This window comes from Nocardioides sp. WJ219 (assembly GCF_058559815.1).
Genome location: NZ_JBZUJV010000003.1, coordinates 234,117 through 259,888 on the forward strand (window position 1 = coordinate 234,117; position 25,772 = coordinate 259,888).

Consider the following 25,772-nt stretch of genomic DNA (forward strand, 5'->3'; position numbering starts at 1 on the left):
CTGATGGGTATCGAGGACAAGCTCCCGAGCGGAGTGCTGCTGAGCACCGTCGAGGGACTCGCCGGCTACATGCGCAAGGCGAGCTTCTGGCCGGCGACCTTCGGGCTCGCCTGCTGCGCCATCGAGATGATGACCAGCGGTGGCCCCAAGTACGACCTGGCCCGCTTCGGCATGGAGGTCTTCCGGGCCAGCCCCCGCCAGGCCGACCTGATGATCGTGGCCGGCCGGGTGAGCCAGAAGATGGCCCCGGTCCTGCGCCAGATCTACGACCAGATGCCCGAGCCCAAGTGGGTCCTGGCCATGGGCGTCTGCGCCAGCAGCGGCGGCATGTTCAACAACTACGCGATCGTCCAGGGCGTCGACCACGTCGTCCCGGTCGACATGTACCTCCCCGGCTGCCCGCCGCGGCCGGAGATGCTCATCGACGCGATCCTCAAGCTCCACGACCAGGTCCAGCACGCCAAGCTCGGCGCCAACCGCCTCGCCGAGGTCGAGCAGCGCGAGGTCGCCGCCCTGACCGCGCTGCCGACGTCCGAGATGAAGGGCCTGCTGCGGTAATGGCCGACGAGGACAAGACCACCGGCCCCGACCAGGGCGACGGCAAGACCCCGGCGACCACCGACGAGGAGGTCCGCGCGGTCGGCCGGCGTACCGGCATGTTCGGCGTCCGGGGCACCGGCGACACCAGCGGCTACGGCGGCCTGGTCGCCCCGATCGTCTTCCCGGGCGCGGCCCAGCGCCCCTACGGCGGCTGGTACGACGAGGTGGCCGACGCCCTCGAGAGCGTCACGTCCCTCGGCCGGGTCGTCATCCATCGCGGCGAGATCACCTTCCACGTGCGCCGCGAGGACCTGCCGGCCACCGCGCGCCACCTGCGCGACGACCCGCGGCTGCGGTTCGAGCTGTGCACCGGCGTCAGCGGCGTCCACTACCCCGACGACACCGGGGCCGAGCTGCACGCGGTCTACCACCTGCTCTCGATGACCTTCAACCGGCGCGTCCGGCTCGAGGTCAGCGTCCCCGACAGCGACCCGCACATCCCCTCGACCGTCGCGGTCTACCCGACCAACGACTGGCACGAGCGCGAGACGTGGGACATGTTCGGCATCATCTTCGACGGCCACCCCTCGCTGACCCGCATCCTGATGCCCGACGACTGGCCGGGCCACCCCCAGCGCAAGGACTACCCCCTCGGCGGCATCCCCGTCGAGTACAAGGGCGGCTCCATCCCGCCGCCCGACCAGCGGAGGAGCTACACATGAGCACCACCGACGACATGTACGCCGGGTCCACCGACACCACCGAGGGCAAGGTCTTCACGGTCTCCGGCCGCGACTGGGACGAGATCGTCGAGGGCCTCTCGGGCGTCGAGGGCGTCGAGGAGCGGGTCGTGGTCAACATGGGGCCACAGCACCCCTCGACCCACGGCGTCCTCCGCCTGATCCTGGAGATCGACGGCGAGACGGTCACCGAGGCCCGCTGCGGCATCGGCTACCTGCACACCGGCATCGAGAAGAACATGGAGTACCGCTCCTGGGTGCAGGGCACCACGTTCTGCACCCGGATGGACTACCTCGCACCGTTCTTCAACGAGGCGACCTACTGCCTCGGCGTCGAGCGGCTGCTCGACATCGAGGACGACATCCCCGAGAAGGCCCAGGTCATGCGGGTCCTGCTCATGGAGCTCAACCGCATCTCCTCCCACCTGGTGGCCATCGCCACCGGCGGCATGGAGATCGGCGCGCTGACCGTGATGACGATCGGCTTCCGCGAGCGCGAGCTCGTGCTCGACCTGTTCGAGCTGATCACCGGCCTGCGGATGAACCACGCCTTCATCCGCCCCGGCGGCGTCGCCCAGGACCTCCCGGTCGGCGCGCTCGACGAGATCCGTGGCTTCGTCGCGCTGATGAAGAAGCGGCTGCCCGAGTACGCCTCGCTGTGCAACGCCAACCCGATCTTCAAGGCGCGGCTGCAGGACGTCGGCCACCTCGAGCTCGACGGGATCCTGGCGCTCGGCATCACCGGGCCGCCGCTGCGGGCCACCGGCTACGCCTGGGACCTGCGCAAGACCCAGCCCTACTCGGGCTACGAGGACTACGACTTCGACGTCCAGACCTGGGACACCTGCGACGCCTACGGGCGCTTCCGGGTGCGGCTCAACGAGATGTGGGAGTCGCTGCGCATCGTCGAGCAGGCCGCCGACCGGCTCGCCGGCCTCGAGGGCGCGCCGGTGATGGTCGCCGACAAGAAGATCGCCTGGCCCAGCCAGCTGGCCATCGGCAGCGACGGCATGGGCAACAGCCTCGACCACATCCGCCACATCATGGGCGAGTCGATGGAGGCGCTGATCCACCACTTCAAGCTGGTCACCGAGGGCTTCCGGGTCCCGCCCGGCCAGGCCTACGTGCCGGTGGAGTCGCCCCGCGGCGAGCTCGGCGCCCACGTCGTCTCCGACGGCGGCACGCGCCCCTTCCGCGCCCACTTCCGCGACCCGTCGTTCACCAACCTGCAAGGCACCAGCGTGATGAGCGAGGGCGGCCAGGTCGCCGACGTCATCGTCGCCATCGCCTCGATCGACCCCGTGATGGGAGGTGTCGACAGGTGAGCCTCTCGACCGAGACCGTGGGCGAGCTGCGCGAGATCGCGGCCCGCTACCCGCACAAGCGTTCGGGCCTGCTGCCGATGCTCCACCTGGTGCAGTCCTCCGAGGGCCGGATCACGCCCGAGGGCATCCAGACGTGCGCCGACATCCTCGAGCTGTCGGCCGCCGACGTCAGCGGCGTCGCGACGTTCTACACGATGTACAAGCGCAAGCCCGTCGGCGACTACCACGTCGGCGTGTGCACCAACACGCTGTGCGCGGTGATGGGCGGCGACGAGATCTTCACCCGCCTCAAGGACCACCTCGACGTCGGCAACGACGAGACGAGCGACGACGGCAAGATCACGCTCGAGCACGTCGAGTGCAACGCCGCCTGCGACTACGCCCCGGTGATGATGGTCAACTGGGAGTTCATGGACAACCAGACCCCCGACTCCGCCGTCCAGGTCGTCGACGACCTGCGCGCCGGTCACGAGGTCCGCTCCACCCGGGGGCCGCGCATCTGCACCTGGCGCGAGGCCGAGCGCGTGCTCGCCGGGTTCCCCGACGGCCTGGCCGACGAGGGCCCCGCCGCCGGTCCCGCCTCGCTGGTCGGCCTCGGCATCGCCCGCGAGCGTGGTTGGACCGCGCCCGAGGCCGAGCCGGCCCCGCGTGCGGTCGACCCCGCGCCCGCCGTCCCGGAGGAGCGCTCCGAGCAGCGGCAGGCGGCCGCCGACGCCGGCGACCTGACCACCAAGCAGGCCAGCGCCGAGGAGCAGAGCCCGACGTCTGCGACCGCGGCCGAGAAGAACGAGGCGGACTGATGGCTGACCCGCAGATCTCCACCCTCACCCCGGTCCTCACCGACGACTGGGACGCCGAGCGGTCCTGGACCCTCGCGACGTACGAGTCCCGCGGCGGCTACCAGGCGCTGCGCAAGGCACTCACCATGCCGCAGGACGACATCATCGCCGCGGTCAAGGACTCCGGGCTGCGCGGTCGCGGCGGCGCCGGGTTCCCGACCGGCATGAAGTGGTCGTTCATCCCGCAGGACAACCCCAAGCCCAAGTACCTCGTCGTCAACGCCGACGAGTCCGAGCCGGGCACCTGCAAGGACATCCCGCTGATGATGGCCTCGCCGCACACGCTGCTCGAGGGCGTCATCATCAGCTCCTTCGCGATCCGGGCCAACCACGCCTTCATCTACATCCGCGGCGAGGTGCTCCATGTCATCCGGCGCGTCCAGGCCGCCGTCGCCGAGGCCTACGCCGCCGGTCACCTCGGCAAGGACATCCACGGCTCGGGCTACGACCTCGACGTCGTCGTCCACGCCGGCGCGGGTGCCTACATCTGCGGCGAGGAGACGGCGCTGCTCGAGGGTCTCGAGGGCCGCCGCGGCCAGCCGCGGCTGCGGCCGCCGTTCCCCGCCGTCGCGGGTCTCTACGCCAGCCCCACCGTGATCAACAACGTCGAGTCGATCGCCTCGGTGCCCAGCATCGTCGGCAACGGCGCCCCGTGGTTCGCCTCGATGGGCACCGAGAAGTCCAAGGGCTTCGGCATCTTCTCGCTCTCCGGGCACGTCACCACGCCCGGCCAGTACGAGGCTCCCCTCGGCATCACGCTGCGCGAGCTGATCGAGCTCTCCGGCGGCATCCGCCACGGCCACGAGCTGAAGTTCTGGACCCCCGGCGGGTCCAGCACCCCGCTGCTCACCGCCGAGCACCTCGACGTCCCCCTCGACTTCGAGGGCGTCGCCGGCGTCGGCTCGATGCTCGGCACGCGCGCCATCCAGCTCTTCGACGAGACCACGTGCGTCGTGCGGGCGGTGCTGCGCTGGACCGAGTTCTACAAGCACGAGTCGTGCGGCAAGTGCACCCCGTGCCGCGAGGGCACGTGGTGGCTGGTGCAGACCCTGGCCGCGCTCGAGCGCGGCGAGGGCAGCGAGTCCGACCTCGACCTGCTGCTCGACCAGTGCGACAACATCCTGGGCCGCTCGTTCTGCGCCCTCGGTGACGGCGCGACCAGCCCGATCTCGAGCTCCATCCAGTACTTCCGCGACGAGTACGTCGCCCACCTCACCCACGGCGGCTGTCCGTTCGACGCGTCCGCGTCGACCGCCTGGGCCGGATCCCTCACCGGAGCGAAGTCATGACCACCACCCCGGAGAAGGCCACCGAGCTGGTCTCGGTGACCATCGACGGCATCCAGGTCGACGTCCCCAAGGACACCCTGGTGATCCGCGCCGCCGAGCAGGTCGGCGTCCAGATCCCACGGTTCTGCGACCACCCGCTGCTCGCGCCCGTCGGCGCGTGCCGCCAGTGCCTGGTCGACGTGCCCGACGCCGGCAACGGACGTGGCTTCCCCAAGCCGCAGGCCTCCTGCACCCTGCCGGTCGCGCCCGGCATGGTCGTCAACACCCAGGTCACCAGCGAGACGGCCGACAAGGCGCAGCAGGGCGTCATGGAGTTCCTGCTGATCAACCACCCGCTCGACTGCCCCGTCTGCGACAAGGGCGGCGAGTGCCCCCTGCAGAACCAGGCGATGAGCAACGGCCGCGGCGAGTCGCGGTTCGTCGGGTCCGGGGCCGGCGGCGTCAAGCGCACCTTCCCCAAGCCGATCAACCTCAGCCCGCAGGTGCTGCTCGACCGCGAGCGCTGCATCGTGTGCCAGCGGTGCACCCGCTTCGCCGAGGAGATCCCCGGTGACCCGTTCATCGCGCTCATCGAGCGGGGGGCGCAGCAGCAGATCGGCATCGCCGAGAACGCACCGTTCCTGTCCTACTTCTCCGGCAACACGATCCAGATCTGCCCGGTCGGGGCGCTGACCTCGGAGTCCTACCGCTTCCGGTCCCGGCCCTTCGACCTGGTCTCCAACCCCTCGATCGCCGAGCACGACGCGTGCGGCTCTGCCATCCGCGTCGACCACCGCCGCGGCAAGGTGATGCGCCGACTCTCCGGTGACGACCCCGAGGTCAACGAGGAGTGGATCACCGACAAGGACCGGTTCGGGTTCACCTACGCCTTCGAGCCCGACCGCCTGACCTACCCCCAGGTCCGTGACGACGACGGTTCGCTGCGGCCGGCGTCGTGGCCCGAGGCGTTCGCCGTGGCCGCCCGCGGCCTGCGCGCCGCCGGTGCGGTCGGCGTGCTCACCGGCGGCCGGATCACAGGCGAGGACGGCTTCGCCTACAGCAAGTTCGCCCGTGTCGCGCTCGGCACCAACGACATCGACTTCCGCGCCCGGCCCCACTCGGCCGAGGAGGCCGAGTTCCTGGCCGCGCACGTCGTCGCCACCGGGCCCGAGGGCGGGTCGGTCACCTTTGCCGACCTCGAGGCGGCGTCCACCGTCGTCCTGGCGGGCTTCGAGCCCGAGGACGAGGCCGGCGCGGTCTTCCTGCGCCTGCGCAAGGCCGCGCTCCACCACGGCACCCGCGTCCTGGCGATCGCGCCGTTCGCCACGCGTGGCCTGACCAAGATGAACGGCACGCTCGTCCCGACGGCCCCCGGCGGCGAGCCCGCCGCGCTGTCGGCGCTGCTCGGCCACGCCGACCACGGCCTCGACGAGCGGTCGGTCGTCATCGTCGGCGAGCGGCTGGCCACGGTGCCCGGCGCGCTGACCGCCGCCGCCGACCTCGTCGCGAAGTCCGGCGCCCGGCTGGCGTGGATCCCGCGCCGTGCCGGCGACCGCGGTGCCGTCGAGACCGGCTGCCTGCCCGGCCTGCTGCCCGGTGGCCGCCCGGTCGCCGACCCGGCCGCACGGGTCGACGCCGCCACCGCCTGGGGCGTCGACAGCCTGCCCGAGACGCCCGGCCGCGACGGCGACGCCATCGTCGCCGCGCTGCTCACCGGCGAGCTCGGCGGACTGGTCATCGGTGGTGTCGACCCCGCCGACACCACCGACCCCGCCGCCACCACCGCGGCCATCGCGGCCGCGTCGTTCGTGGTCGCCCTCGACCTGCGCGCCAGCGACGTCACCCGCGCCGCCGACGTCGTCTTCCCGGTGGCCCCCGTCGTCGACAAGGCCGGCTCGTTCGTCAACTGGGAGGGCCGCGTCCGCGCCTTCGAGCAGGTGCTGGCCAACCCCGGGTCCCTGCCCGACCTGCGGGTGCTGGCCGGTATCGCCGAGGAGCTCGGCCGCCCGCTCGGCTTCCGCACCGTCGAGGAGGTCTGGGCGCAGATGGCGGACATGGGCCCCTGGGACGGCGCCCGCGCCACCATGGCCCCCGTCGCTCCTGCCGCCGCACCCGCCGCACCCGCCGGTGACGGCCTGCTGCTCTCCACGTGGAAGCAGCTCATCGACAACGGCACCATGCTCGCCGGCGACAAGCACCTCGCCGCGACCGCCCGCCCGCCCGTGGCCAGGGTCAGCCAGGCCGTCCACGACGCCTGCGGGCCCCTGGTCACCGTCACCGGCGACCGCGGCTCGGTCACCCTGCCGTCCGAGGTCGCGCCCGGCCTCGTCGACGGCGTCGTCTGGCTGCCGGCGTCCTCGACCGGCCGGGGCCTGCTCGCCGACCTCGCCTCGCCCGGCACCCGCGTCACCGTCACCGGAGGCAACGCGTCATGACCATCCCGTACGCCGTCGACGAGGGCCTGCAGGCCTTCGGCCAGGACAAGTGGTGGGTGATCGGCCTCAAGGTGCTGCTCATCTTCGTCGTCCTGGTGCTGCTGACGCTGTTCAACATCTGGCTCGAGCGACGCGTCGTGGCCCGGATGCAGCACCGCATCGGCCCCAACGTCAACGGACCCTTCGGCCTGCTGCAGTCGCTGGCCGACGGTGCGAAGCTGATGTTCAAGGAGGACATCCTCCCCAAGGCCGCCGACAAGGTGGTCTTCGTGCTGGCGCCGATCATCGCGGTGATCCCGGCCTTCGTGACGTTCGCGGTGATCCCGTTCGGGCCCGAGGTCAACTTCTTCGGCGAGCGCACCCCGTTGCAGCTGACCGACATGCCGGTCGCCGTGCTGTTCGTGATGGCGATCGCCTCGATCGGGATCTACGGCATCGTGCTCGGCGGCTGGTCGAGCGGGTCGACGTACTCCCTGCTCGGTGGGTTGCGCTCGAGCGCCCAGATGATCTCCTACGAGGTCGCGATGGGGCTCGCGCTGGTCGCGGTGTTCCTCTACGCCGGCTCGATGTCGACGTCGGAGATCGTCGCCGCCCAGGACGAGTTCTGGTTCGGCATCATCCTGCTGCCGTCGTTCGTGATCTACGTGATCTCGATGGTCGGCGAGACCAACCGCGCGCCGTTCGACCTCCCCGAGGCCGAGGGCGAGCTCGTCGGCGGCTTCCACACCGAGTACTCCTCGATCAAGTTCGCGCTGTTCTTCCTCGCCGAGTACGTCAACATGGCGACGGTCTCGGCACTGGCGACCACGCTGTTCCTCGGCGGCTGGCGCGCGCCGTTCGGGATCGCCTCGGTCTGGGAGGGCGCCAACGAGGGCTACTGGCCGGTGCTGTGGTTCTTCGGGAAGATGTTCGTCTTCATCTTCATGTTCATCTGGCTGCGCGGGTCGTTGCCCCGGATGCGCTACGACCAGTTCATGGCCCTCGGCTGGAAGTACCTCATCCCGGGCGCCCTGGTCTGGATCGTCGCGGTCGCCACCCTGCGGGTCGCCCGCACCGAGGGCTGGCTCGACAGCTGGTTCAACAGCACCAACGCGCCGATCGTCATCGGGGTGGTCCTGGTGCTGCTCGTCGCGATGTTCTTCATCGGCGGCAAGGACGACAGCGCCGAGGCCGTCGACACCGCCAAGGCCGACACCCGGCCCGGCGGGTTCCCGACGCCCCCGATGCCGACCGGCGGCGCCGTCCGCGGCTCCGCCGCCCCGCTCACCTTTGACAGTCCGAGCCGGGTCACCGCCACGGCCACCGCCACCGGCACCACGACCACGGGGGAGGAGGCCTGATGGCCGACCCGAAGCACACCGACGGCAGGCCCGTCGACAATCCCGGGCCCAAGACGCTCAAGGAACAGCTCATCGACCCGGTCGCCGGGTTCGGCGTCACCTTCCGGACCATGTTCCGCAAGGTCGTCACCGAGCAGTACCCGTTCGAGAAGGCCCCGACCGCGCCGCGGTTCCACGGCCGCCACCAGCTCAACCGCTGGCCCGACGGCCTCGAGAAGTGCATCGGCTGCGAGCTGTGCGCCTGGGCCTGCCCCGCCGACGCGATCTACGTCGAGGGCGGCCAGAACGACGACGTCAACGGCGAGCGCTACAGCCCGGGCGAGCGCTACGGCCGCGTCTACCAGATCAACTACCTGCGCTGCATCCTGTGCGGGCTGTGCATCGAGGCGTGTCCGACCCGCGCGCTCACGATGACCAACGAGTACGAGCTGGCCGACGACAACCGCGCCGACCTGATCTACGAGAAGTCCGACCTCCTCGCGCCGCTGCTGCCCGGCATGGAGCAGCCGCCGCACCCGATGCAGGACGGCTTCGACGAGGGCGACTACTACCGAGGCGGGCTCTCCCGCCCGGCCCAGCCGACCCCGCCGGGAGGCGCGTCGTGATCGCGTTCTGGGTCCTGGGCCCGATCATGGTGCTGGCCGCGCTCGGCATCCTGTTCGTCCGCAAGGCGGTGCACGCCGCGCTGCTGCTCGCCGTGGTGATGATCAGCCTGGCCGCGCTCTACGCCGACCTCGACGCGCCGTTCCTGTTCGCGGTGCAGATCATCGTCTACACCGGCGCGATCTTGATGCTGTTCCTCTTCGTGCTGATGCTGGTCGGCGTCGACTCCTCCGACTCGGTCGTCGAGACCATCAGGGGCCAGCGGGTGCTGGCGATCGTGACCGGCCTGCTGCTCGGGGTGATCCTCGTCCTCGGGCTCAGCCAGATCACGCTGGGCACCGCCACCGGCCTCGACGGCGCCAACGAGGGCGGCAACATCCCCGCCCTGGCCAACATCATCTTCTCCCGCTACGTCTTTGCCTTCGAGGTGACGAGCGCGCTGCTGATCACCGCGGCCGTCGGCGCCATGGTGCTCGCCCACCGCGAGCGGCTCACGCCCAAGCCGAGCCAGGCCGACCTGGCCGCCAAGCGGGTCCGCGACTACGCCGACAAGGGCACCCACCTCGGGCCGCTGCCGTCGCCGGGTGTCTACGCGCGCCACAACGCCGTCGACACCCCGGCGCTGCTGCCCGACGGCACCGCCGCGGAGTCCTCGGTCTCCCGGGTGCTGGCCGCCCGCGGCACGGTCCGCTCGGCGCCGGCGATGGCCGACGACATCGAGGAGCTCAAGCGCCAGCTCGGCATCGACACCGCGGCGCGACCCGGCACGTCGGGCAAGGGCCCGTCGCCCGCGTCGACGACCGAGGACGTCGAGAAGGGACCCGGCGCGTGAGCGAGTACATCATCTTGTCGTCGATCCTCTTCACGATCGGCGCCGTCGGCGTCCTGGTCCGCCGCAACGCCATCGTGGTGTTCATGTGCGTGGAGCTGATGCTCAACGCCTGCAACCTCGCGCTGGTCGCCTTCGCCAAGCAGCACGGCAACCTCGAGGGGCAGGTCGCGGCGTTCTTCGTCATGGTCGTCGCCGCCGCCGAGGTCGTCGTCGGGCTCGCGATCATCATGACCATCTTCCGGTCCCGCCGCTCGGCCTCGGTCGACGACGCGAGCCTGCTGAAGTTCTGAGCCAGGAGACAACGACACCTATGTACGTCTTGGAGACGGGCCACGAGGTCCCGATCGTGGCTCCGGAGAGCGCCGACGGCGTGTTCGGCCTGCTGTGGCTGGTGATCGCGCTACCCCTGCTGGGCGCCGCGGTGCTGCTGCTCGGCGGCCGCTTCACCGACAGGTGGGGCCACCTGCTCGGCACCGCGCTGCCGATCGGCTCGTTCGTGCTCAGCCTGGTGATGTTCCTCCGGCTGATGGACCGCGACGAGGAGGAGCGGCAGGTCGGCCAGCACGTCTACGACTGGATCAGCGTCGGCGCGCTCGACGTCGACATGGGCCTGCTCTACGACCCGCTGGCGGCGCTGTTCCTGCTGCTCATCACCGGTGTCGGGTCGCTGATCCACATCTACTCGATCGGCTACATGGCGCACGACCCGCGCCGTCGCCGGTTCTTCGGCTACCTCAACCTGTTCGTCGCCGCGATGCTGATGCTGATCCTGGCCGACAACTACCTCGGCCTGTTCCTCGGCTGGGAGGGCGTCGGCCTGGCGTCCTACCTGCTGATCGGCTTCTGGCAGCACAAGCACTCCGCGGCGCAGGCCGCCAAGAAGGCCTTCGTCATCAACCGGGTCGGCGACATGGGCATGGCGCTGGCGATCTTCCTGGCCTTCACGCTGTTCGGCTCCACCAGCTTCGCGGTGATCAGCGCCGGCGCCGGCCAGGCGAGCGAGACCGCGATGACCGCGCTCGGGATCCTGCTGCTCGTCGGCGCCTGCGGCAAGTCGGCCCAGTTCCCGCTGCAGGCCTGGCTCCTCGACGCGATGGAGGGACCCACGCCGGTCTCGGCGCTGATCCACGCCGCCACCATGGTCACCGCGGGCGTCTACCTCGTCGTCCGCTCCAACTTCGTCTTCGAGCGCGCGCCCGACGCCCAGACCGCCGTCATCGTGGTCGCGGTCATCAGCATCCTGTGGGGTGCGGTCATCGGGTGCGCCAAGGACGACATCAAGAAGGCCCTCGCCGGCTCGACGATGAGCCAGATCGGCTACATGATGCTCGGCGCCGGGCTCGGCCCCGCCGGCTACGCGTTCGCCATCTTCCACCTGCTCACGCACGGCTTCTTCAAGGCCAACATGTTCCTCGGCGCCGGCTCGGTGATGCACGGCATGAACGACGACGTCGACATGCGCCACTACGGCCTGCTGCGCAAGGCGATGCCGGTCACCTTCGGCACCTTCGTCGTCGGCTACCTCGCCATCATCGGCATCCCGCCCTTCGCCGGGTTCTGGTCCAAGGACAAGATCATCGAGGTCGCGCTGGGCCACAGCCTGCTGGTCGGCGCCTGCGCGCTGCTCGGCGCCGGCGTGACGGCGTTCTACATGACCCGCCTGCTGCTGATGACGTTCTTCTCCCAGAAGCGCTGGCAGCGCGACGTCCACCCGCACGAGTCGCCCGCGGTGATGACCTTCCCGCTGATCGCCCTCGCGGTGCTGTCCGCCGCCGGCGGGCTGCTGCTCCTCGGCGACTGGATCCTGCACTGGCTCGAGCCGGTCGTGGGTCCCGAGTCCCACCCGGACCTGCCGCTGCCGATCTGGGCGATCACCGCCATCACGCTCCTGGTGGTGGTGGCGGGCGTCGCGGTCGCGGTCCTGCTCTACCAGCGTCGCGACGTGCCCGAGGTCGCGCCCACCGACGTCTCCTTCGCCACCCGGGCCGCGCGCAACGAGCTCTACGGCAACGAGATCAACGAGGGCCTGGTCGTCCGGCCCGGCCGCAGCCTGGTCTCCGGCCTGTTCGTCTTCGACCGCTCGGGTGCCGACGGCGCCTTCATGGGCGGTGGGGCCGCGGTCAAGGCGCTCGGTGGCCAGCTGCGCAAGGTGCAGACCGGCTACGTGCGCTCCTACGCCCTGTCCGTCCTCGTCGGCGTCGTCCTCGTCGCCCTGGCCATGTTGGCGGTGCAGCTCTAGATGTTGACCCTTCTCATCCTCCTTCCCCTCGTCGGGGCGCTGGTCATCCCGTTCCTGCCGGCAGCCACGGCTCGCCTGGCCGGTCTCGGCTTCGCGGTCGCGACCCTCGCGGTCGCCGCGGTCGCCGCCCTGCAGTTCGAGGTCGACGGCGGCATGCAGCACGAGACCCAGGTCGACTGGATCCCGGCGTTCGGGGTGCACTACGCCCTCGGCGTCGACGGCCTCGGCCTGCTCATGGTGCTGCTCACCGTCGTGCTGACGCCGATCGTGATGCTGGCCGGCTGGCACGAGAGCGACGCGTCGCCGCGCTCCTACTACGCCTGGATGCTCGCGCTCGAGGCGCTGTCGCTGGCGGTCTTCTGCGCCACCGACGTGTTCCTCTTCTACGTCGTCTTCGAGGCGACGCTGATCCCGGCGTTCTACCTCATCGGCGGCTTCGGCCGTGAGGGCCGCGGCAGCGCCGCGGTGAAGTTCCTGATGTTCCAGCTCGCCGGCGGGCTGGTGCTGCTGGCCTCGGTCATCGGTCTCTACGTCGTCTCCGCGCAGGAGGGCACGCCGTCCTACCTGCTCGAGGACCTCGAGCAGCTCGACATCTCCACCGGGGCCGGGCGCTGGCTGTTCCTGGGGTTCTTCATCGCCTTTGCGATCAAGGCGCCGCTGTTCCCGGTGCACACCTGGCTGGCCGACACCACCGAGAAGACGACCCCAGGTGTCAGCGTGATGCTGGTCTGCGTGCTCGACAAGATCGGCACGTTCGGCATGCTGCGCTTCTGCCTCGGCATCTTCCCGGAGGCCTCGCAGTGGGCCACCCCGGTCGTGGTGACCCTCGCCGTCGTCTCCATCATCTACGGCGCGCTGGTCGCGATCGCCCAGGACGACGTCCTGCGGCTCATCGGCCTCACCTCGCTGAGCCACTTCGGGTTCATCACCCTCGGCATCTTCGTGTTCAGCACCCAGGGCTCCTCCGGCGCGATCCTCTACATGGTCAACCACGGCATCGGCACCGCGATGCTGTTCCTGGTCGCCGGCTACCTGATCCGCCGCCGCGGCACCACGCTGATCAGCCAGATGGGCGGCTACGAGAAGGCCACCCCGGTGCTGGCCGGCCTGATGCTCGTCGCCGGCCTGGCGACGCTCGGCCTGCCGGGCCTCAGCCCGTTCGTCTCGGAGTTCCTGGTGCTGCTCGCCGCCTTCGACTACCACTGGTGGGTGGGCGCCTTCGCGGTCACCGGCATCGTGCTCGCCGCGATCTACGTGCTGTGGATGTACCAGCGGATCTTCACCGGGCCCGGCCTCGACCCGCTCGGGGTGACCCACGACCACCACGACGGCGATGCCGGTACCGGCGACCCGAAGACCGGCGCCCACGGCACGACCTCGACCGGCAGCACCGCCACGGCGGTCGGGACCCGGACCGGCGCCGGCGTCGGCGCGGTCACCGACCTCTCGCCCCGCGAGGTCCTAGCGGTCGCGCCCCTGCTGGTGGCGCTGGTCGTCTTCGGCTTCTTCCCGCAGCCGCTGCTCGACCTCAGCAACCCCTACGCCGAGAACCTCCTGCAGGAGAAGGTCGGCGTCCAGGACGACGGCCCCGAGGTCAGTCGCCTCGGCGCCCACGTGATCGACGACGGAGAGGGCCACTGAGATGGACTACCTCAAGCCCACCATCGAGTACGCCGAGCTCTCGCCGCTGTTCATCGTCTTCGGCGTCGCCGTCCTCGGTGTCGTCGTCGAGGCGTTCGTCGCGCGCGAGCGCCGCCACGTCGTCCAGGTCTCGCTCGCCGCTGCCGGCGTCGTGGCGGCCATGGTCGCCACGGTCCTGGTCGGGCTCGACCTGGCCGAGGTCGGCGACGGTGCCGGCCGCGGCATCGTCGGCGCCGAGGGCTCGGTCGTGGTCGACGGCCCCGCCGTCTACCTCTGGGGCCTCATCCTGCTCTTCGCCCTCGCGGGCGTCGCACTGTTCGCCGAGCGCCGGCTCGAGGCCGGCGTCCCGGTCTTCGCCGGCCAGGCGGCCGCGATGCCCGGCAGCGAGGGCGAGCGCGAGGCCTCGGCCCGGGGCCTGGCGCACACCGAGGTCTACCCGCTGGTGATGTTCGCCGTCGGCGGCATGATGCTCTTCCCGGCCTCCGGCGACCTGCTCACCATGTTCGTCGCGCTCGAGGTGCTCTCGCTGCCGCTGTACCTGCTCTGCGGGCTGGCGCGTCGTCGCCGCCTGCTGAGCCAGGAGGCCGCGCTGAAGTACTTCCTGCTCGGCGCCTTCTCCTCCGGCTTCTTCCTCTACGGCGTCGCGCTGGTCTACGGCTACGCCGGCTCGATGAGCTTCGCGGCCATCCACACCGCCGTGGTCAACGGCTCCGACGACCGGGTGCTGCTGCTGCTCGGCATCGCGATGCTCTCGGTCGGCCTGCTGTTCAAGGTCGGGGCCGCCCCGTTCCAGGCGTGGACGCCCGACGTCTACCAGGGCGCGCCGACCGCCGTCACGGCGTTCATGTCGGCGGCCACCAAGATCGCCGCCTTCGGCGCGATCCTGCGGCTCTACTACGTCGCGTTCGGTGCCGACCGCTGGGACTGGCAGCCGATGATGTGGGCCGTCGCGATCCTGACCATGCTGGTCGGCGCGGTGCTCGCCTGCGTGCAGAGCGACGTCAAGCGGATGCTCGCCTACTCCTCGGTCGCCCACACCGGCTTCCTGCTCACCGGCGTGCTCGGCGTCCAGTCGCCGGTCGACCTGGCCGACGGCCAGGTCACCTCGCTGCAGGCCGTGCTGTTCTACCTGACCACCTACGGCTTCGCCACGGTCGGCGCCTTCGCGGTCGTCACGGTGGTGCGCGACGCCAACGGCGAGGCGCCGTCGTTCGCCCGCTGGGCCGGGCTCGGCAAGCGCTCGCCGATCGTGGCCGGCGTCTTCGCGTTCTTCCTGCTCTCCATGGCCGGCATCCCGCTGACCGCGGGCTTCATCGGCAAGTGGGCGGTCTTCACGGTGGCGATGTCGGCGGGTGCCTGGCCGGTCGTGCTGGTCGCGATCGCGGCCAGCGTCATCTCGGTCTACTTCTACGTGCGCTTCATCCGCCTGATGTTCTTCACCGACCCCGAGCCCGGTCGTGACGGCGTGGTCGAGGCGGCCTCGGTCACGACGCCCTCGCCGCTGACCAGCGTGACGATCGCCGTGTGCGCAGCGGCGACGCTCGCGCTCGGCGTCGTGCCCGGGCCGGTACTCGACCTCGCGGCCCAGGTGGGAGACTTCGTCCGGTGACCACCGACCTGGCCCTGCCGATCGCCGACGACGCGCTCGCCGACCGGTTGCGCCAGCGGCTCGCCCAGGTCGAGGCGGCCCTGTTCGAGCACGCGAAGAGCTCCTCGCCGTACGTCACCGAGGCGGCGAGGCACCTGCTCACCGCCGGCGGCAAGCGGTTCCGCCCGCTGCTGGTGCTCCTCGCCGCCGAGGCCGGCGCCGACCCCGGGCACCCCGACGTCCTGACCGCGGCCTGCGTCGTCGAGGTCACCCACCTCGGGTCGCTCTACCACGACGACGTGATGGACGAGGCGGTCCTGCGTCGGGGCGGCGACTCGGCCAACAGCCGGTGGGACAACCACGTCGCGATCCTCACCGGCGACTGGCTCTTCGCGAAGTCCTCCGAGCTGACCGCGACCCTCGGCGCCGAGGCCGTCACCATCCAGGCCACGACCTTCACCCGGCTCGTCGAGGGCCAGATCCTCGAGGGCGTCGAGCCGACCGGCGACCCGCTCCAGCACTACCTCGACGTCGTCGCGGGCAAGACCGGCTCGCTGATCGCCACCTCCGCGCGCTACGGCGCCCGGTTCAGCGGCACCAGCAGCGAGGTGGAGGAGGCGCTGACGGCGTACGGCGAGATCGTCGGGGCGGCCTTCCAGCTCTCCGACGACATCCTCGACGTCGCCTCCGAGACCACCGTGTCGGGCAAGACCGCCGGCACCGACCTGCGCGAGGGCGTGCCGACGCTGCCGGTGCTGATGGCCCAGGCGTCCACCGACCCGGACGACGCCCGGCTCCTGGAGCTGCTGCGCTCCGACCTGACCGACGACGCCCTGCACGCCGAGGCGCTCGACCTGCTGCGCAAGCACCCCGCGCTCGACCAGGCCCGTGCCTACGTCGTCGCCCGCGCCCAGGAGGCCAAGGCGTTGCTCACCGTGCTGCCCGAGGGGTCGGTGCGCGCCGCGCTCGAGGACTTCGCCGACGTCGTCGCGGTGCGCAGCAGCTGAGCCAGGCCTACGCGGCCGCCGTCGACCCGGCGGCCAGGGCGAGCTGCCGGTGGCGGTGCCGCAGCGCCTCGGAGGTGAACATCGCCAGCGCCAGCCAGACGAGGGTGAAGCCGACCCAGCGACCGCCGGTCATGGACTCGGAGAAGACCACCAGCCCGAGGACGAACTGGATCGTCGGGGCGAGGTACTGCAGCAGCCCGAGCGAGACCATCGAGATCCGGGTCGCCGCGGCGCCGAAGCAGATCAACGGGACGGCGGTGACGACGCCGGTCGTGGTCAGCAGCAGCGCGTGGCCGACGCCCTCGGAGCCGAAGTGGCCGTCGCCGCTGGCGCCGAGGAACGCCAGGTAGACCAGGGCGAACGGCGCGATCACCGCCGTCTCGAACGCCAGGCTCTCGACCGCGCCGACGTCGGCGGACTTCTTTGCCAGCCCGTAGGTGCCGAACGAGAACGCCAGCACCAGCGCGATCCAGGGAGGCCGGCCGTAGTCCCAGGTGAGCACGCCCACGGCGGCGGTGCCGACGCCCATCGCCACCCACTGCACCGGCCGCAGCCGCTCGCCGAGGAGGAGCACCCCCATGAGCACGGTCACCAGCGGGTTGATGAAGTAGCCGAGCGAGGTCTCCACCACCCGGCCGCTGTTGACGCCGTAGATGTAGGTGGTCCAGTTCGCGGTGATCGTCACCGCGGCCACCAGGAGCACCAGGGTCACCCGCCGGTCGGCGACGATCGCGCGCAGCTCGGTACGGCGGTGGAACACCAGCACGAGCAGGCCCAGGGTGAGCACCGACCAGACCACGCGGTGGGCCAGGATCTCCACCGCCCCGCCCGGCTCCAGGAGCGGCCAGTAGAGCGGGAAGGCACCCCACAGGACGTAGGCGGTGACGCCCAGCGCCAGCCCCCGTCGTACCTCCACGTCGCGACTCTAGAGTGAGGGTTTGTCGGCCCGAGACCGAGGGCAGGAGCCCCTGGTCACCTCTCACCCTCTGGAGGATCCCCATGCGTTCCCCCCGCATCGTCTTCGCGGTCCTGTCCCTGGCACTGACCGCGTCGATGGGCCTGAGCCCCACCACGGCCACGGCCCGCGTCGCGGGCTCCGGCTCCGACGCCAGCACCGCCGCCGAGCGCCTCGTCGTCAGCGACGGTGCGGTCACCCCGCGCTCCAGCGCGCGCGCCGAGGAGCTCACGATCACGGCCAAGGTCGTCAAGCGCCGCGTCCGGCCCGACGGCCCCAGGCGGCTGGTCATCCAGGGCTCGGTGACCCCGTCCAAGGGACCGGTCTACATCCAGCGGGCGACGAAGTGCAACAAGCAGCGGGAGACCTGCAACTTCAAGTTCTACAAGCGGAAGTACCTCAAGGACGGCCGCTACGTCGCCGTCATCGACGCGCCGCCGCGCCTGCGCGGCTGGGTGTGGCGGGTCAAGGCGCAGCGCAGCTACAGCGACTGGTGGCTGACCTGCACCAAGACCAAGTCGCAGCGGTGCAAGCTGCCGCTCTGACCGGCGCCGACTGACGCACGAAGGGCCCCCGCCACCGGCGGGGGCCCTTCGTCGTCGTGCTCTGACTCGTTCCTCGTCAGACGACCGTCCACGTGTCGCCGCCGTTGATCAGGGCGGTGAGGCGGTCCTGGGGGGCGCCGGGAGCGGCGTCCTGGGCCTGGACGATCTGGGCGCGGGCCTGGTCGTCGTACGTCGGCCGGTCGACCTGGCGGAAGATCCCGATCGGGGCCTGGTGGAGGTAGTCGGCCGCGGTGAGCCGCGAGATCGCGAACGCCGTGGACGGGTCGGCGGCGTGGGCGTCGTGGACCAGGATCGCCTGCTCGCCGACGTCGGCCACCTGGACGACCTTGACGCCCCCGGTCTCGGGGTCGCGGACCAGGCCCTTGGTGCCCAGGCCGTCGACCTGGGCGCCGAAGCAGATCGGCTCGCCGTGCACCAGCGGGATGATCGCGTCGGCCTTGGTGTCGGCGCCCTTGATCGCGTCGAACGCACCGTCGTTGAAGATCGGGCAGTTCTGGTAGATCTCGACCAGCGACGTGCCGCGGTGGGCGGCGGCGGCCGAGAGCACCGAGGTGAGGTGCTTGCGGTCGGAGTCGATGGTGCGGGCCACGAAGGTCGCCTCGGCGCCGAGGGCCAGGGACACCGGGTTGAACGGGTGGTCGACCGAGCCCATCGGGGTCGACTTGGTGACCTTGCCGGCCTCGCTGGTAGGGGAGTACTGGCCCTTGGTCAGGCCGTAGATCCGGTTGTTGAACAGCAGGATCGTCATGTTGACGTTGCGGCGCAGTGCGTGGATCAGGTGGTTGCCGCCGATGGACAGCGCGTCGCCGTCGCCGGTGACGACCCAGACCGAGAGGTCCTCGCGGGCGGTGGCCAGGCCGGTCGCGATCGTCGGCGCGCGGCCGTGGATCGAGTGCATCCCGTAGGTGTCGAGGTAGTAGGGGAAGCGCGAGGAGCAGCCGATGCCGGAGATGAAGACGATGTTCTCGCGACGTAGACCGAGGTCGGGCAGGAAGCCCTGCACGGCTTTGAGCACCGCGTAGTCACCGCAGCCGGGGCACCAGCGGACCTCCTGGTCGGAGGAGAAGTCCTTGCCGGTCTGCGGCTGGTCGGTCGAGGGCACCAGCTCGATGCCGGTGCGCTGGTCGGGCATGCCGAGATCGGCGGTCATGAGGTGGCTCCAGGAGCAGTGGTGGGAGTGAGGTCGACCTCGACGCCCTCGGCGTCGGCCACGAGGTTGCCGATCGCCTCGGCGAGCTCGGCGGCCTTGAGCGGCAACCCGCGCACGTGGTTGTAGCCGATCGCGTCGACCAGGTACTTCGCGCGCAGCAGGGTGGAGAGCTGGCCCAGGTTCATCTCGGGCACCAGGACCTTGTCGTAGCGGCGCAGGATGTCGCCGAGGTCGCGGGGGAACGGGTTGAGGTGGCGCAGGTGCACCTGCGCGACGTCGTACCCGGCCTTGCGGACGCGCCGGCAGCCGGCGCCGATCGGGCCGTACGTCGAGCCCCACCCGATGACGAGGACCTTGGCGCGGCCCGACGGGTCGTCGACCTCGAGCGGCGGCAGCGACTCGGCGATCCGGTCGATCTTGGCCTGGCGGGTGCGGACCATGAGGTCGTGGTTGGCGGGGTCGTAGGAGATGTTGCCGTGCCCCTCGCCCTTCTCGAGCCCGCCGATGCGGTGCTCGAGACCGGGCGTGCCGGGGACCGCCCACGGCCGGGCCAGGGTCTCCTCGTCGCGCAGGTAGGGCCAGTAGTCCATGACCGCGGGGGTCACGGTGCCGTCGTCGGCGACCTGCTCGGGCTTGGCGACGTGGTTGGGCTCGGTCGCGAAGGCCGGGTCGATGGGCGGCAGGTCGTCGAAGTCGGGGATCCGCCACGGCTCGGAGCCGTTGGCGAGGTAGCCGTCGGAGAGCAGCATCACCGGCGTGCGGTAGGTGACCGCGAGCCGGGTGGCCTCCACCGCGGCGGCGAAGCAGTCGCCCGGCGACTGCGGCGCGACGATGGGCAGCGGCGCCTCGCCGTTGCGGCCGAACATCGCCTGCATCAGGTCGGCCTGCTCGGTCTTGGTCGGGAGCCCCGTGGAGGGGCCGCCGCGCTGGACGTCGACGACGACCAGGGGGAGCTCGGTCATCACGGCCAGCCCGATCGCCTCGGACTTCAGGGCGATGCCGGGCCCCGACGTGGTGGTCACGCCGAGCGACCCGCCGAACGACGCGCCGATCGCGGCACCGACGCCGGCGATCTCGTCCTCGGCCTGCAGCGTGGTGACGCCGAACGACTTGTGCTTGCTCAGCTCGTGGAGGATGTCGGAGGCCGGGGTGATCGGGTAGGAGCCGAGGAAGACCGGCAGGCCCGACCGGACGCCGCCGGCGATCAGGCCGTAGGACAGGGCGAGGTTGCCGGTGATGTTGCGGTAGGTGCCCGGCGCCATCACCGCCGGCTTCACCTCGTAGCGGACCACGAACGTCTCGGTGGTCTCGCCGTAGTTCCAGCCGGTCTTGAACGCCGTCAGGTTGGCGTCGCGGATGTCGGGGACCTTGGCGAACCGCTTGGCCAGGAACGCCTCGGTGCCCTCGGTGGGGCGGCCGTACATCCACGACAGCAGGCCGAGGGCGAACATGTTCTTGGCCCGGGCGGCGTCCTTGCGCGAGAGCCCGAACTCCTTGACGGCCTCGACGGTCATCCCGGTGAGGTTGACGGCGTGCACCGCGAAGTCGCCCAGGGAGTCGTGGGCGTCGCCGAGCGTGTCGAGCGGGTTGGCGTCGTAGCCGGCCTTGTCGAGGTTGCGCTTGGTGAAGTCGTGGGTGTCGACGATGATCGTGGCGCCCTTGGGCAGGTCGCCGACGTTGGCCTTGAGCGCTGCGGGGTTCATCGCCACCAGCACGTCGGGGGCGTCGCCCGCGGTGAGGATGTCGTGGTCGGCGAAGTGCACCTGGAACGACGAGACACCCGGCAGCGTCCCCTGGGGCGCCCGGATCTCGGCGGGGAAGTTCGGCAGGGTCACCAGGTCGTTGCCGAAGACGGCCGACTCCTGGGTGAACCGGTCCCCGGTGAGCTGCATGCCGTCACCGGAGTCGCCCGCGAACCGGATGATCACCCGATCGAGCTGCTTGACCTGCTTGGACACCTGTCCCACCTTCGTCACGTTCATGTCGCCGGCTCGTGCCGCGATGACCAGCCATCGTACGGCGGCCGGCAGCAAACTAGAACACGTTGCAGTTTGCTCGTCCGGTCCGGTCCCGTGCGCCTGTTCCAGGGTAGTCGGCGCCGTGCGTGGACCCAGGCCGTCCTGCCTGTCGGAAGGTGATGCTCGCCACGTGGGAGGCGTCGTCGTGGACCCGGCGGCGCCGCGAACGGGCCCGGGCGGGGCGCGCTGGTCCAGACCGGACGCGGCCATCCGGCGAGTCTGATTCGCGCGGCTTACTTATGTTGATTAGTCTGCTCCAGTTACCTGAACAGCGTCACTTCGACGCCGATCGCGAGAGAGCGGGACAACATGAAGAACATCAAGGTCACGGCAGCCCTGGGCGCCGTGGTGCTGGCCTTGAGTGCGTGCGGTGGAGGCGACTCGGGGGGAGGGGACGACACGGTCGCCCTCAGTGGGTTCTCCATCCTCGAGGCGGCGAACGAAGGCATCTTCGAGGACTTCCAGGGCAGCGACGAGGGCGACGGGGTCGAGTTCGAGCCGTCGTACGGCGCGTCCGGTGACCAGAGCCGCGCCGTCGTGGCCGGCTCCGAGGCCGACGTCGTGCACTACTCGCTCGAGACCGACATCACCCGCCTGGTGGACGAGGGCCTCGTGGCGGAGGACTGGAGGGACAACGCCACCAACGGCATCGCCACGTCGTCGGTGGTGGTCTTCGTGGTCCGGCCCGACAACCCCGAGGGCATCGAGGGCTGGGACGACCTGGTCGAGCCCGGCGTCGAGATCATCACCCCCAACCCCGGCTCGTCCGGCTCCGCGCGGTGGAACATCCTCGCGGCCTGGGCACACGCCACCGGCGGCGGGGACGACGAGGCGGCCGGTCGCGAGTTCGTGACCGGACTGCTCGAGAACGTCATCGCCCTGCCCGGCAGCGGTCGCGAGGCGACCACCGCGTTCACCGACGGCAGCGGCGACGTCCTGCTGTCCTACGAGAACGAGGCGATCCTGGCGAAGCAGAACGGCGCCGACATCGACTACGTCGTCCCCGACGACACGCTCCTGATCGAGAACCCGGCCGCCGTGACCACCGCGGGTGCCGACAAGGAGGGCGCCCAGGCCTTCCTCGAGTTCCTCACCGGCCCCGAGGCCCAGGCCGACTACGCGGCGTTCGGCTTCCGCCCGGTCGTCGACGGCGTCGAGATCCCCGAGGTCGAGGGTGCCAACGACCCCAGCGACCCGTTCCCGACGCCCGGGACGCTCTACACGATCGACGACGACTTCAACGGGTGGGGTGAGGCCGCCGACAAGTACTTCGGCGACGGCGAGGAGGACAACCCCCTCGGCATCATCACCGAGATCCAGCAGCAGACCGGCCAGGTCGGCGAGGAGTAGGACTCATGTCGGCCGCGCTCTCCGGGGCGTCGATCGACACGGCCGGGCCGGCGTCCCCCAAGGGACGCCGGCCTGGTCGTGCGAAGCGGACGACCCCTCGCAGCACGCTCACGGGCGGCGCCGGGATCGGACTGGGCATCACGATGCTCTGGTTCAGCCTCCTGGTGCTGCTCCCACTCTCCGCCATCGTGGCTCGCGCCGCGTCTGGCGGATGGGACAGCTACTTCAACGTCCTGCAGAACGACCAGACCTGGGCCGCGGTGCTGCTCACCGTCCGGTCGGCAGCCATCGTCACCCTGCTCAACGTCGTGATGGGCACGGTGATCGCCTGGGTGCTGGTGCGGGACCGCTTCTGGGGCAAGTCGGTGCTCAACGTCATCATCGACGTGCCCTTCGCGCTGCCGACCATCGTGGCCGGCTTGGTGCTGCTGGCGCTGTACGGCCCGAACAGCCCGATCGGGCTGAACTGGGCCTTCACGCCGAACTCGGTGCTGCTCGCCTTCGCGTTCGTGACGCTGCCCTTCATCGTGCGGACGGTCCAGCCGGTGCTCGAGGAGCTCGACGCCGACGTCGAGGAGGCTGCGGCCTCGCTCGGTGCGAGCCGCCTGACCATCTTCCGCCGGATCATCCTGCCGAGCCTGTTCCCGGCGATCATCGCGGGCGCGACGCTCAGCTTCGCCCGCGCGATCTCGGAGTTCGGGTCCCTGGTGCTGCTCAGCGGCAGCAGGCCGTACGAGACCGAGGTCGCCTCGGTGCGGATCCTGTCGTTCATCGAGAACGGCAGCTACGCCACCGCCGCCGCCCTGGCCTCGGTCCTGCTGGCGGTCGCGCTCGTGGTCATCGTGGTGCTCGACCTGGTCCAGAGGCGGGTGGCCCGACGTGGTTAAGGTCTCGACTCCCACGAGGTGGGCACTGCGGCTGCTCGCCGTCGCCTACGTCTTCTTCCTGGTCGCCTGGCCGACCGGCCTCCTGGCCTTCCGCACCTTTGAGCAGGGCACCGGCAACCTGCTCGAGACCCTGCAGGAGCCCGACGTCCAGGCGGCGCTCGCGCTCACCGGCCGGGTCGCGCTGGTGGCCGTGCTGATCAACCTGTTCTTCGGCGTCGCCATCTCGCTGCTCCTGGTGCGCTACGAGTTCCCGGGCAAGCGGCTGCTGTCGGCGCTGATCGACCTCCCGCTCTCGGTCTCGCCGGTCGTGGTGGGCCTGTCCCTGGTGCTGGTCTACAACAGCCGCGACGGGTGGTTCGGGCCGTCGATGAGCGACGCCGGGATCGACGTCATCTTCCACACCCCGGGCCTGGTGATGGCGACGACGTTCGTCGCGCTGCCGCTCGTCATCCGCGAGATCGTCCCGGTGCTGACCGAGATCGGCGACGACCAGGAGCAGGCAGCGCGCAGCCTGGGGGCCAACGCCCCCCAGACGTTCTGGCGGATCACCCTGCCCAGCATCAAGTGGGCCGTCGTGTACGGCGTCGTGCTGGCCACGGCGCGGTCGGTCGGTGAGTTCGGCGCGGTCAAGGTCGTCTCGAACAACATCAGCGGCAAGACCCAGACGGCCACCCTCATGGTCGAGGAGAAGTACCAGAACTTCGCCCAGGACCAGGCGTACGCGATCGCCTTCCTCCTCGTCCTCGTCAGCATCGCCTGCCTCGTGACGGTGGCGCTGCTCCGACCCAAGACCGAAGAGTGAGGTAGCACCATGAGCATCGACATCACCGGCGTCACCAAGAAGTTCGGCGACTTCGTCGCCCTCGACGACGTCAACGTCACCATCCCCACCGGGCAGCTGACCGCCCTGCTCGGCCCGTCGGGCGGCGGCAAGTCCACGCTGCTGCGCATCATCGCCGGCCTCGACTCGGCCGACACCGGCACGATCAAGATCGAGGGCACCGACGCCACCTCGCTGCCGCCGCAGAAGCGCAACGTCGGCTTCGTCTTCCAGCACTACGCGGTGTTCAAGCACATGACGGTCGCCAAGAACGTCGCGTTCGGCCTCGAGATCCGCAAGCGGCCCAAGGACGAGGTCAAGCGGCGCGTCGACGAGCTGCTCGGTCTCGTGCACCTCTCGCAGTTCGCGCACCGGATGCCCAACCAGCTCTCCGGCGGACAGCGGCAGCGGATGGCGCTGGCCCGGGCCCTCGCGGTCGAACCGACCGTGCTGCTGCTCGACGAGCCGTTCGGCGCGCTCGACGCGAAGGTGCGCAAGGAGCTGCGCGACTGGCTGCGGCGTCTGCACGACGAGGTCCACGTGACCACGGTCTTCGTGACGCACGACCAGGAGGAGGCCCTCGAGGTCGCCGACGAGATCGTCGTCATCAACGAGGGCCGGGTCGAGCAGATCGGTGGCCCCGAGCAGCTCTACGACGAGCCGGCCAACGACTTCGTGATGAGCTTCCTCGGCGAGGTCACCACCCTCGCCGGCCAGACGGTCCGCCCGCACGACGTGGACATCTCCCTGAGCCCCGTCCCGGGCGGCACGGAAGGCACCGTCTCCCGGGCCCTGCGGGTGGGCTTCGAGGTGAAGCTGACCGTCGCCACCGCCGAAGGAGACGTGATCGTCACGATGACCCGCAGCCACCTGCGCAGCCTCGGGGTCGAGGAGGGCAGCCGGGTCTGGATGGTCGCTGCCCCGGGCGCGGTGATGGTCCCGCGCGGCGCCGGCAAGCCGGTCGTCGTCGCAGGCTGACCCGCACGGACGACGCCCGGCCCGCGCGAGTGCGCAGGCCGGGCGTCGACGTCCGGTCGGACGCGGGTTCAGCGGTAGTTGGTGAACTGCACCGCGAACTCGTAGTCCTGGTCCTTGACCAGGGCCTGCACGGCCTGGAGGTCGTCGCGCTTCTTCGACGAGACCCGCAGCTCGTCGCCCTGGATCTGCGCCTTGACGCCCTTGGGGCCCTCGTCGCGGATCAGCTTGGTGATCTTCTTGGCGTCCTCGCTGGAGATGCCCTCCTTGAGGGCGATCCCGATCTTGGACTGTCGGCCGGAGGCGCGGGGCTCGCCGGCGTCGAGGATCTTCAGGCTCTGCTTGCGCTTGATCAGCTTGTCCTTGAACACGTCGAGGACGGCGGTGGCGCGGTCGTCGGCCGAGGCCGTGATCTCGATGGCCTCCTCGCCCTGCCACTCGATGGTCGCGCCGGTGCCCTTGAAGTCGAAGCGGGTGGCGATCTCGCGCGCCGTCTGGCCGAGCGCGTTGTCGACCTCCTGGCGGTCGATCTTGCTGACGATGTCGAAGGACGAGTCGGCCATGGGTGTGCTGCTCCTCTGTTGCGGCTGGGCGATGGGGGAGGAGATCGATTCCCTCATCGAGGTCGGGCTGCGCTATTGTCGTCCCTCGTCG

At 70.5% G+C, this 25,772-nt stretch carries 23 protein-coding genes; 19 read left to right on the forward strand and 4 right to left on the reverse strand.

Annotated features, from left to right (window positions below):
• The first annotated feature begins 3 nt into the window (after positions 1 to 3).
• Genes AC4MBH_RS08990 through AC4MBH_RS09055 form a run of 14 tightly spaced genes read left to right on the forward strand, consistent with a single transcriptional unit; the run spans position 4 to position 16,397 of the window.
• Positions 4 to 558 carry a NuoB/complex I 20 kDa subunit family protein gene (locus AC4MBH_RS08990; protein ID WP_491794511.1) on the forward strand — a complete coding sequence of 185 codons (555 nt, stop codon included), beginning with the start codon at positions 4 to 6 and terminating at the stop codon, positions 556 to 558.
• A complete protein-coding gene (locus AC4MBH_RS08995; protein ID WP_491794512.1) occupies positions 558 to 1,262 on the forward strand; it encodes an NADH-quinone oxidoreductase subunit C in 705 nt (234 codons plus the stop codon). The genes AC4MBH_RS08990 and AC4MBH_RS08995 overlap by 1 nt, the downstream gene beginning before the upstream one ends.
• Entirely contained in the window at positions 1,259 to 2,605 is a 1,347-nt protein-coding gene (locus tag AC4MBH_RS09000) for an NADH-quinone oxidoreductase subunit D (protein ID WP_491794513.1), read from the forward strand. The genes AC4MBH_RS08995 and AC4MBH_RS09000 overlap by 4 nt, the downstream gene beginning before the upstream one ends.
• Positions 2,602 to 3,405, forward strand: a complete 804-nt coding sequence (gene nuoE / locus AC4MBH_RS09005) for an NADH-quinone oxidoreductase subunit NuoE (RefSeq protein WP_491794514.1) — start codon at positions 2,602 to 2,604, stop codon at positions 3,403 to 3,405. The genes AC4MBH_RS09000 and nuoE overlap by 4 nt, the downstream gene beginning before the upstream one ends.
• Entirely contained in the window at positions 3,405 to 4,733 is a 1,329-nt protein-coding gene (gene nuoF / locus AC4MBH_RS09010) for an NADH-quinone oxidoreductase subunit NuoF (protein WP_491794515.1), read from the forward strand. The genes nuoE and nuoF overlap by 1 nt, the downstream gene beginning before the upstream one ends.
• Positions 4,730 to 7,147, forward strand: a complete 2,418-nt coding sequence (locus AC4MBH_RS09015; protein ID WP_491794516.1) for an NADH-quinone oxidoreductase subunit G — start codon at positions 4,730 to 4,732, stop codon at positions 7,145 to 7,147. The genes nuoF and AC4MBH_RS09015 overlap by 4 nt, the downstream gene beginning before the upstream one ends.
• Positions 7,144 to 8,487: an NADH-quinone oxidoreductase subunit NuoH gene (nuoH, locus tag AC4MBH_RS09020; protein ID WP_491794517.1), complete on the forward strand. Its 1,344-nt coding sequence runs from the start codon at positions 7,144 to 7,146 to the stop codon at positions 8,485 to 8,487. The genes AC4MBH_RS09015 and nuoH overlap by 4 nt, the downstream gene beginning before the upstream one ends.
• Positions 8,487 to 9,092, forward strand: a complete 606-nt coding sequence (gene nuoI, locus AC4MBH_RS09025; protein ID WP_491794518.1) for an NADH-quinone oxidoreductase subunit NuoI — start codon at positions 8,487 to 8,489, stop codon at positions 9,090 to 9,092. The genes nuoH and nuoI overlap by 1 nt, the downstream gene beginning before the upstream one ends.
• Entirely contained in the window at positions 9,089 to 9,922 is an 834-nt protein-coding gene (locus AC4MBH_RS09030) for an NADH-quinone oxidoreductase subunit J (RefSeq protein ID WP_491794519.1), read from the forward strand. Before nuoI ends, AC4MBH_RS09030 begins: the two co-directional genes overlap by 4 nt.
• A complete protein-coding gene (gene nuoK, locus AC4MBH_RS09035) occupies positions 9,919 to 10,212 on the forward strand; it encodes an NADH-quinone oxidoreductase subunit NuoK (RefSeq protein WP_491794520.1) in 294 nt (97 codons plus the stop codon). Before AC4MBH_RS09030 ends, nuoK begins: the two co-directional genes overlap by 4 nt.
• Before the next feature lie 20 nt (positions 10,213 to 10,232).
• Positions 10,233 to 12,161: an NADH-quinone oxidoreductase subunit L gene (gene nuoL / locus AC4MBH_RS09040; RefSeq protein WP_491794521.1), complete on the forward strand. Its 1,929-nt coding sequence runs from the start codon at positions 10,233 to 10,235 to the stop codon at positions 12,159 to 12,161.
• Positions 12,162 to 13,802 (forward strand): NADH-quinone oxidoreductase subunit M, encoded by a 1,641-nt coding sequence (locus AC4MBH_RS09045; protein ID WP_491794522.1) that lies wholly within the window; start codon positions 12,162 to 12,164, stop codon positions 13,800 to 13,802.
• Between the two features lies 1 nt (position 13,803).
• Positions 13,804 to 15,411 (forward strand): NADH-quinone oxidoreductase subunit NuoN, encoded by a 1,608-nt coding sequence (gene nuoN / locus AC4MBH_RS09050; RefSeq protein WP_491794523.1) that lies wholly within the window; start codon positions 13,804 to 13,806, stop codon positions 15,409 to 15,411.
• Positions 15,408 to 16,397: a polyprenyl synthetase family protein gene (locus AC4MBH_RS09055; protein ID WP_491794524.1), complete on the forward strand. Its 990-nt coding sequence runs from the start codon at positions 15,408 to 15,410 to the stop codon at positions 16,395 to 16,397. The genes nuoN and AC4MBH_RS09055 overlap by 4 nt, the downstream gene beginning before the upstream one ends.
• A gap of 7 nt (positions 16,398 to 16,404) precedes the next feature.
• Here AC4MBH_RS09055 and rarD read toward each other — a convergent pair whose 3' ends face one another.
• Positions 16,405 to 17,313: an EamA family transporter RarD gene (gene rarD / locus AC4MBH_RS09060; RefSeq protein WP_491794525.1), complete on the reverse strand. Its 909-nt coding sequence runs from the start codon at positions 17,311 to 17,313 to the stop codon at positions 16,405 to 16,407.
• An 83-nt stretch (positions 17,314 to 17,396) separates the two neighbouring features.
• Here rarD and AC4MBH_RS09065 point away from each other — a divergent pair, with 83 nt between their 5' ends.
• Positions 17,397 to 17,897, forward strand: a complete 501-nt coding sequence (locus AC4MBH_RS09065; protein WP_491794526.1) for a hypothetical protein — start codon at positions 17,397 to 17,399, stop codon at positions 17,895 to 17,897.
• A gap of 76 nt (positions 17,898 to 17,973) precedes the next feature.
• Here the strand turns inward: AC4MBH_RS09065 and AC4MBH_RS09070 are convergent, their stop codons facing one another.
• Both AC4MBH_RS09070 and AC4MBH_RS09075 read right to left on the reverse strand, forming a co-directional pair.
• A complete protein-coding gene (locus AC4MBH_RS09070) occupies positions 17,974 to 19,068 on the reverse strand; it encodes a 2-oxoacid:ferredoxin oxidoreductase subunit beta (RefSeq protein WP_491794527.1) in 1,095 nt (364 codons plus the stop codon).
• Positions 19,065 to 21,050 carry a 2-oxoacid:acceptor oxidoreductase subunit alpha gene (locus AC4MBH_RS09075; RefSeq protein ID WP_491794528.1) on the reverse strand — a complete coding sequence of 662 codons (1,986 nt, stop codon included), beginning with the start codon at positions 21,048 to 21,050 and terminating at the stop codon, positions 19,065 to 19,067. Before AC4MBH_RS09075 ends, AC4MBH_RS09070 begins: the two co-directional genes overlap by 4 nt.
• 345 nt (positions 21,051 to 21,395) lie before the next feature.
• Between AC4MBH_RS09075 and AC4MBH_RS09080 the strand changes: the two genes are divergently transcribed.
• From AC4MBH_RS09080 to AC4MBH_RS09095, 4 genes are read left to right on the forward strand one after another with little or no spacing between them, the layout of a single operon-like run.
• A complete protein-coding gene (locus AC4MBH_RS09080) occupies positions 21,396 to 22,436 on the forward strand; it encodes a sulfate ABC transporter substrate-binding protein (RefSeq protein WP_491794529.1) in 1,041 nt (346 codons plus the stop codon).
• 5 nt (positions 22,437 to 22,441) lie between these two features.
• Entirely contained in the window at positions 22,442 to 23,323 is an 882-nt protein-coding gene (cysT, locus tag AC4MBH_RS09085; RefSeq protein WP_491794530.1) for a sulfate ABC transporter permease subunit CysT, read from the forward strand.
• Positions 23,316 to 24,125 (forward strand): sulfate ABC transporter permease, encoded by an 810-nt coding sequence (locus AC4MBH_RS09090; protein WP_491794531.1) that lies wholly within the window; start codon positions 23,316 to 23,318, stop codon positions 24,123 to 24,125. The genes cysT and AC4MBH_RS09090 overlap by 8 nt, the downstream gene beginning before the upstream one ends.
• 9 nt (positions 24,126 to 24,134) lie before the next feature.
• Positions 24,135 to 25,121, forward strand: a complete 987-nt coding sequence (locus tag AC4MBH_RS09095) for a sulfate/molybdate ABC transporter ATP-binding protein (protein ID WP_491794532.1) — start codon at positions 24,135 to 24,137, stop codon at positions 25,119 to 25,121.
• Between the two features lie 68 nt (positions 25,122 to 25,189).
• Here the strand turns inward: AC4MBH_RS09095 and AC4MBH_RS09100 are convergent, their stop codons facing one another.
• Positions 25,190 to 25,681 carry a YajQ family cyclic di-GMP-binding protein gene (locus tag AC4MBH_RS09100; protein WP_491794533.1) on the reverse strand — a complete coding sequence of 164 codons (492 nt, stop codon included), beginning with the start codon at positions 25,679 to 25,681 and terminating at the stop codon, positions 25,190 to 25,192.
• Positions 25,682 to 25,772: the final 91 nt, after the last annotated feature.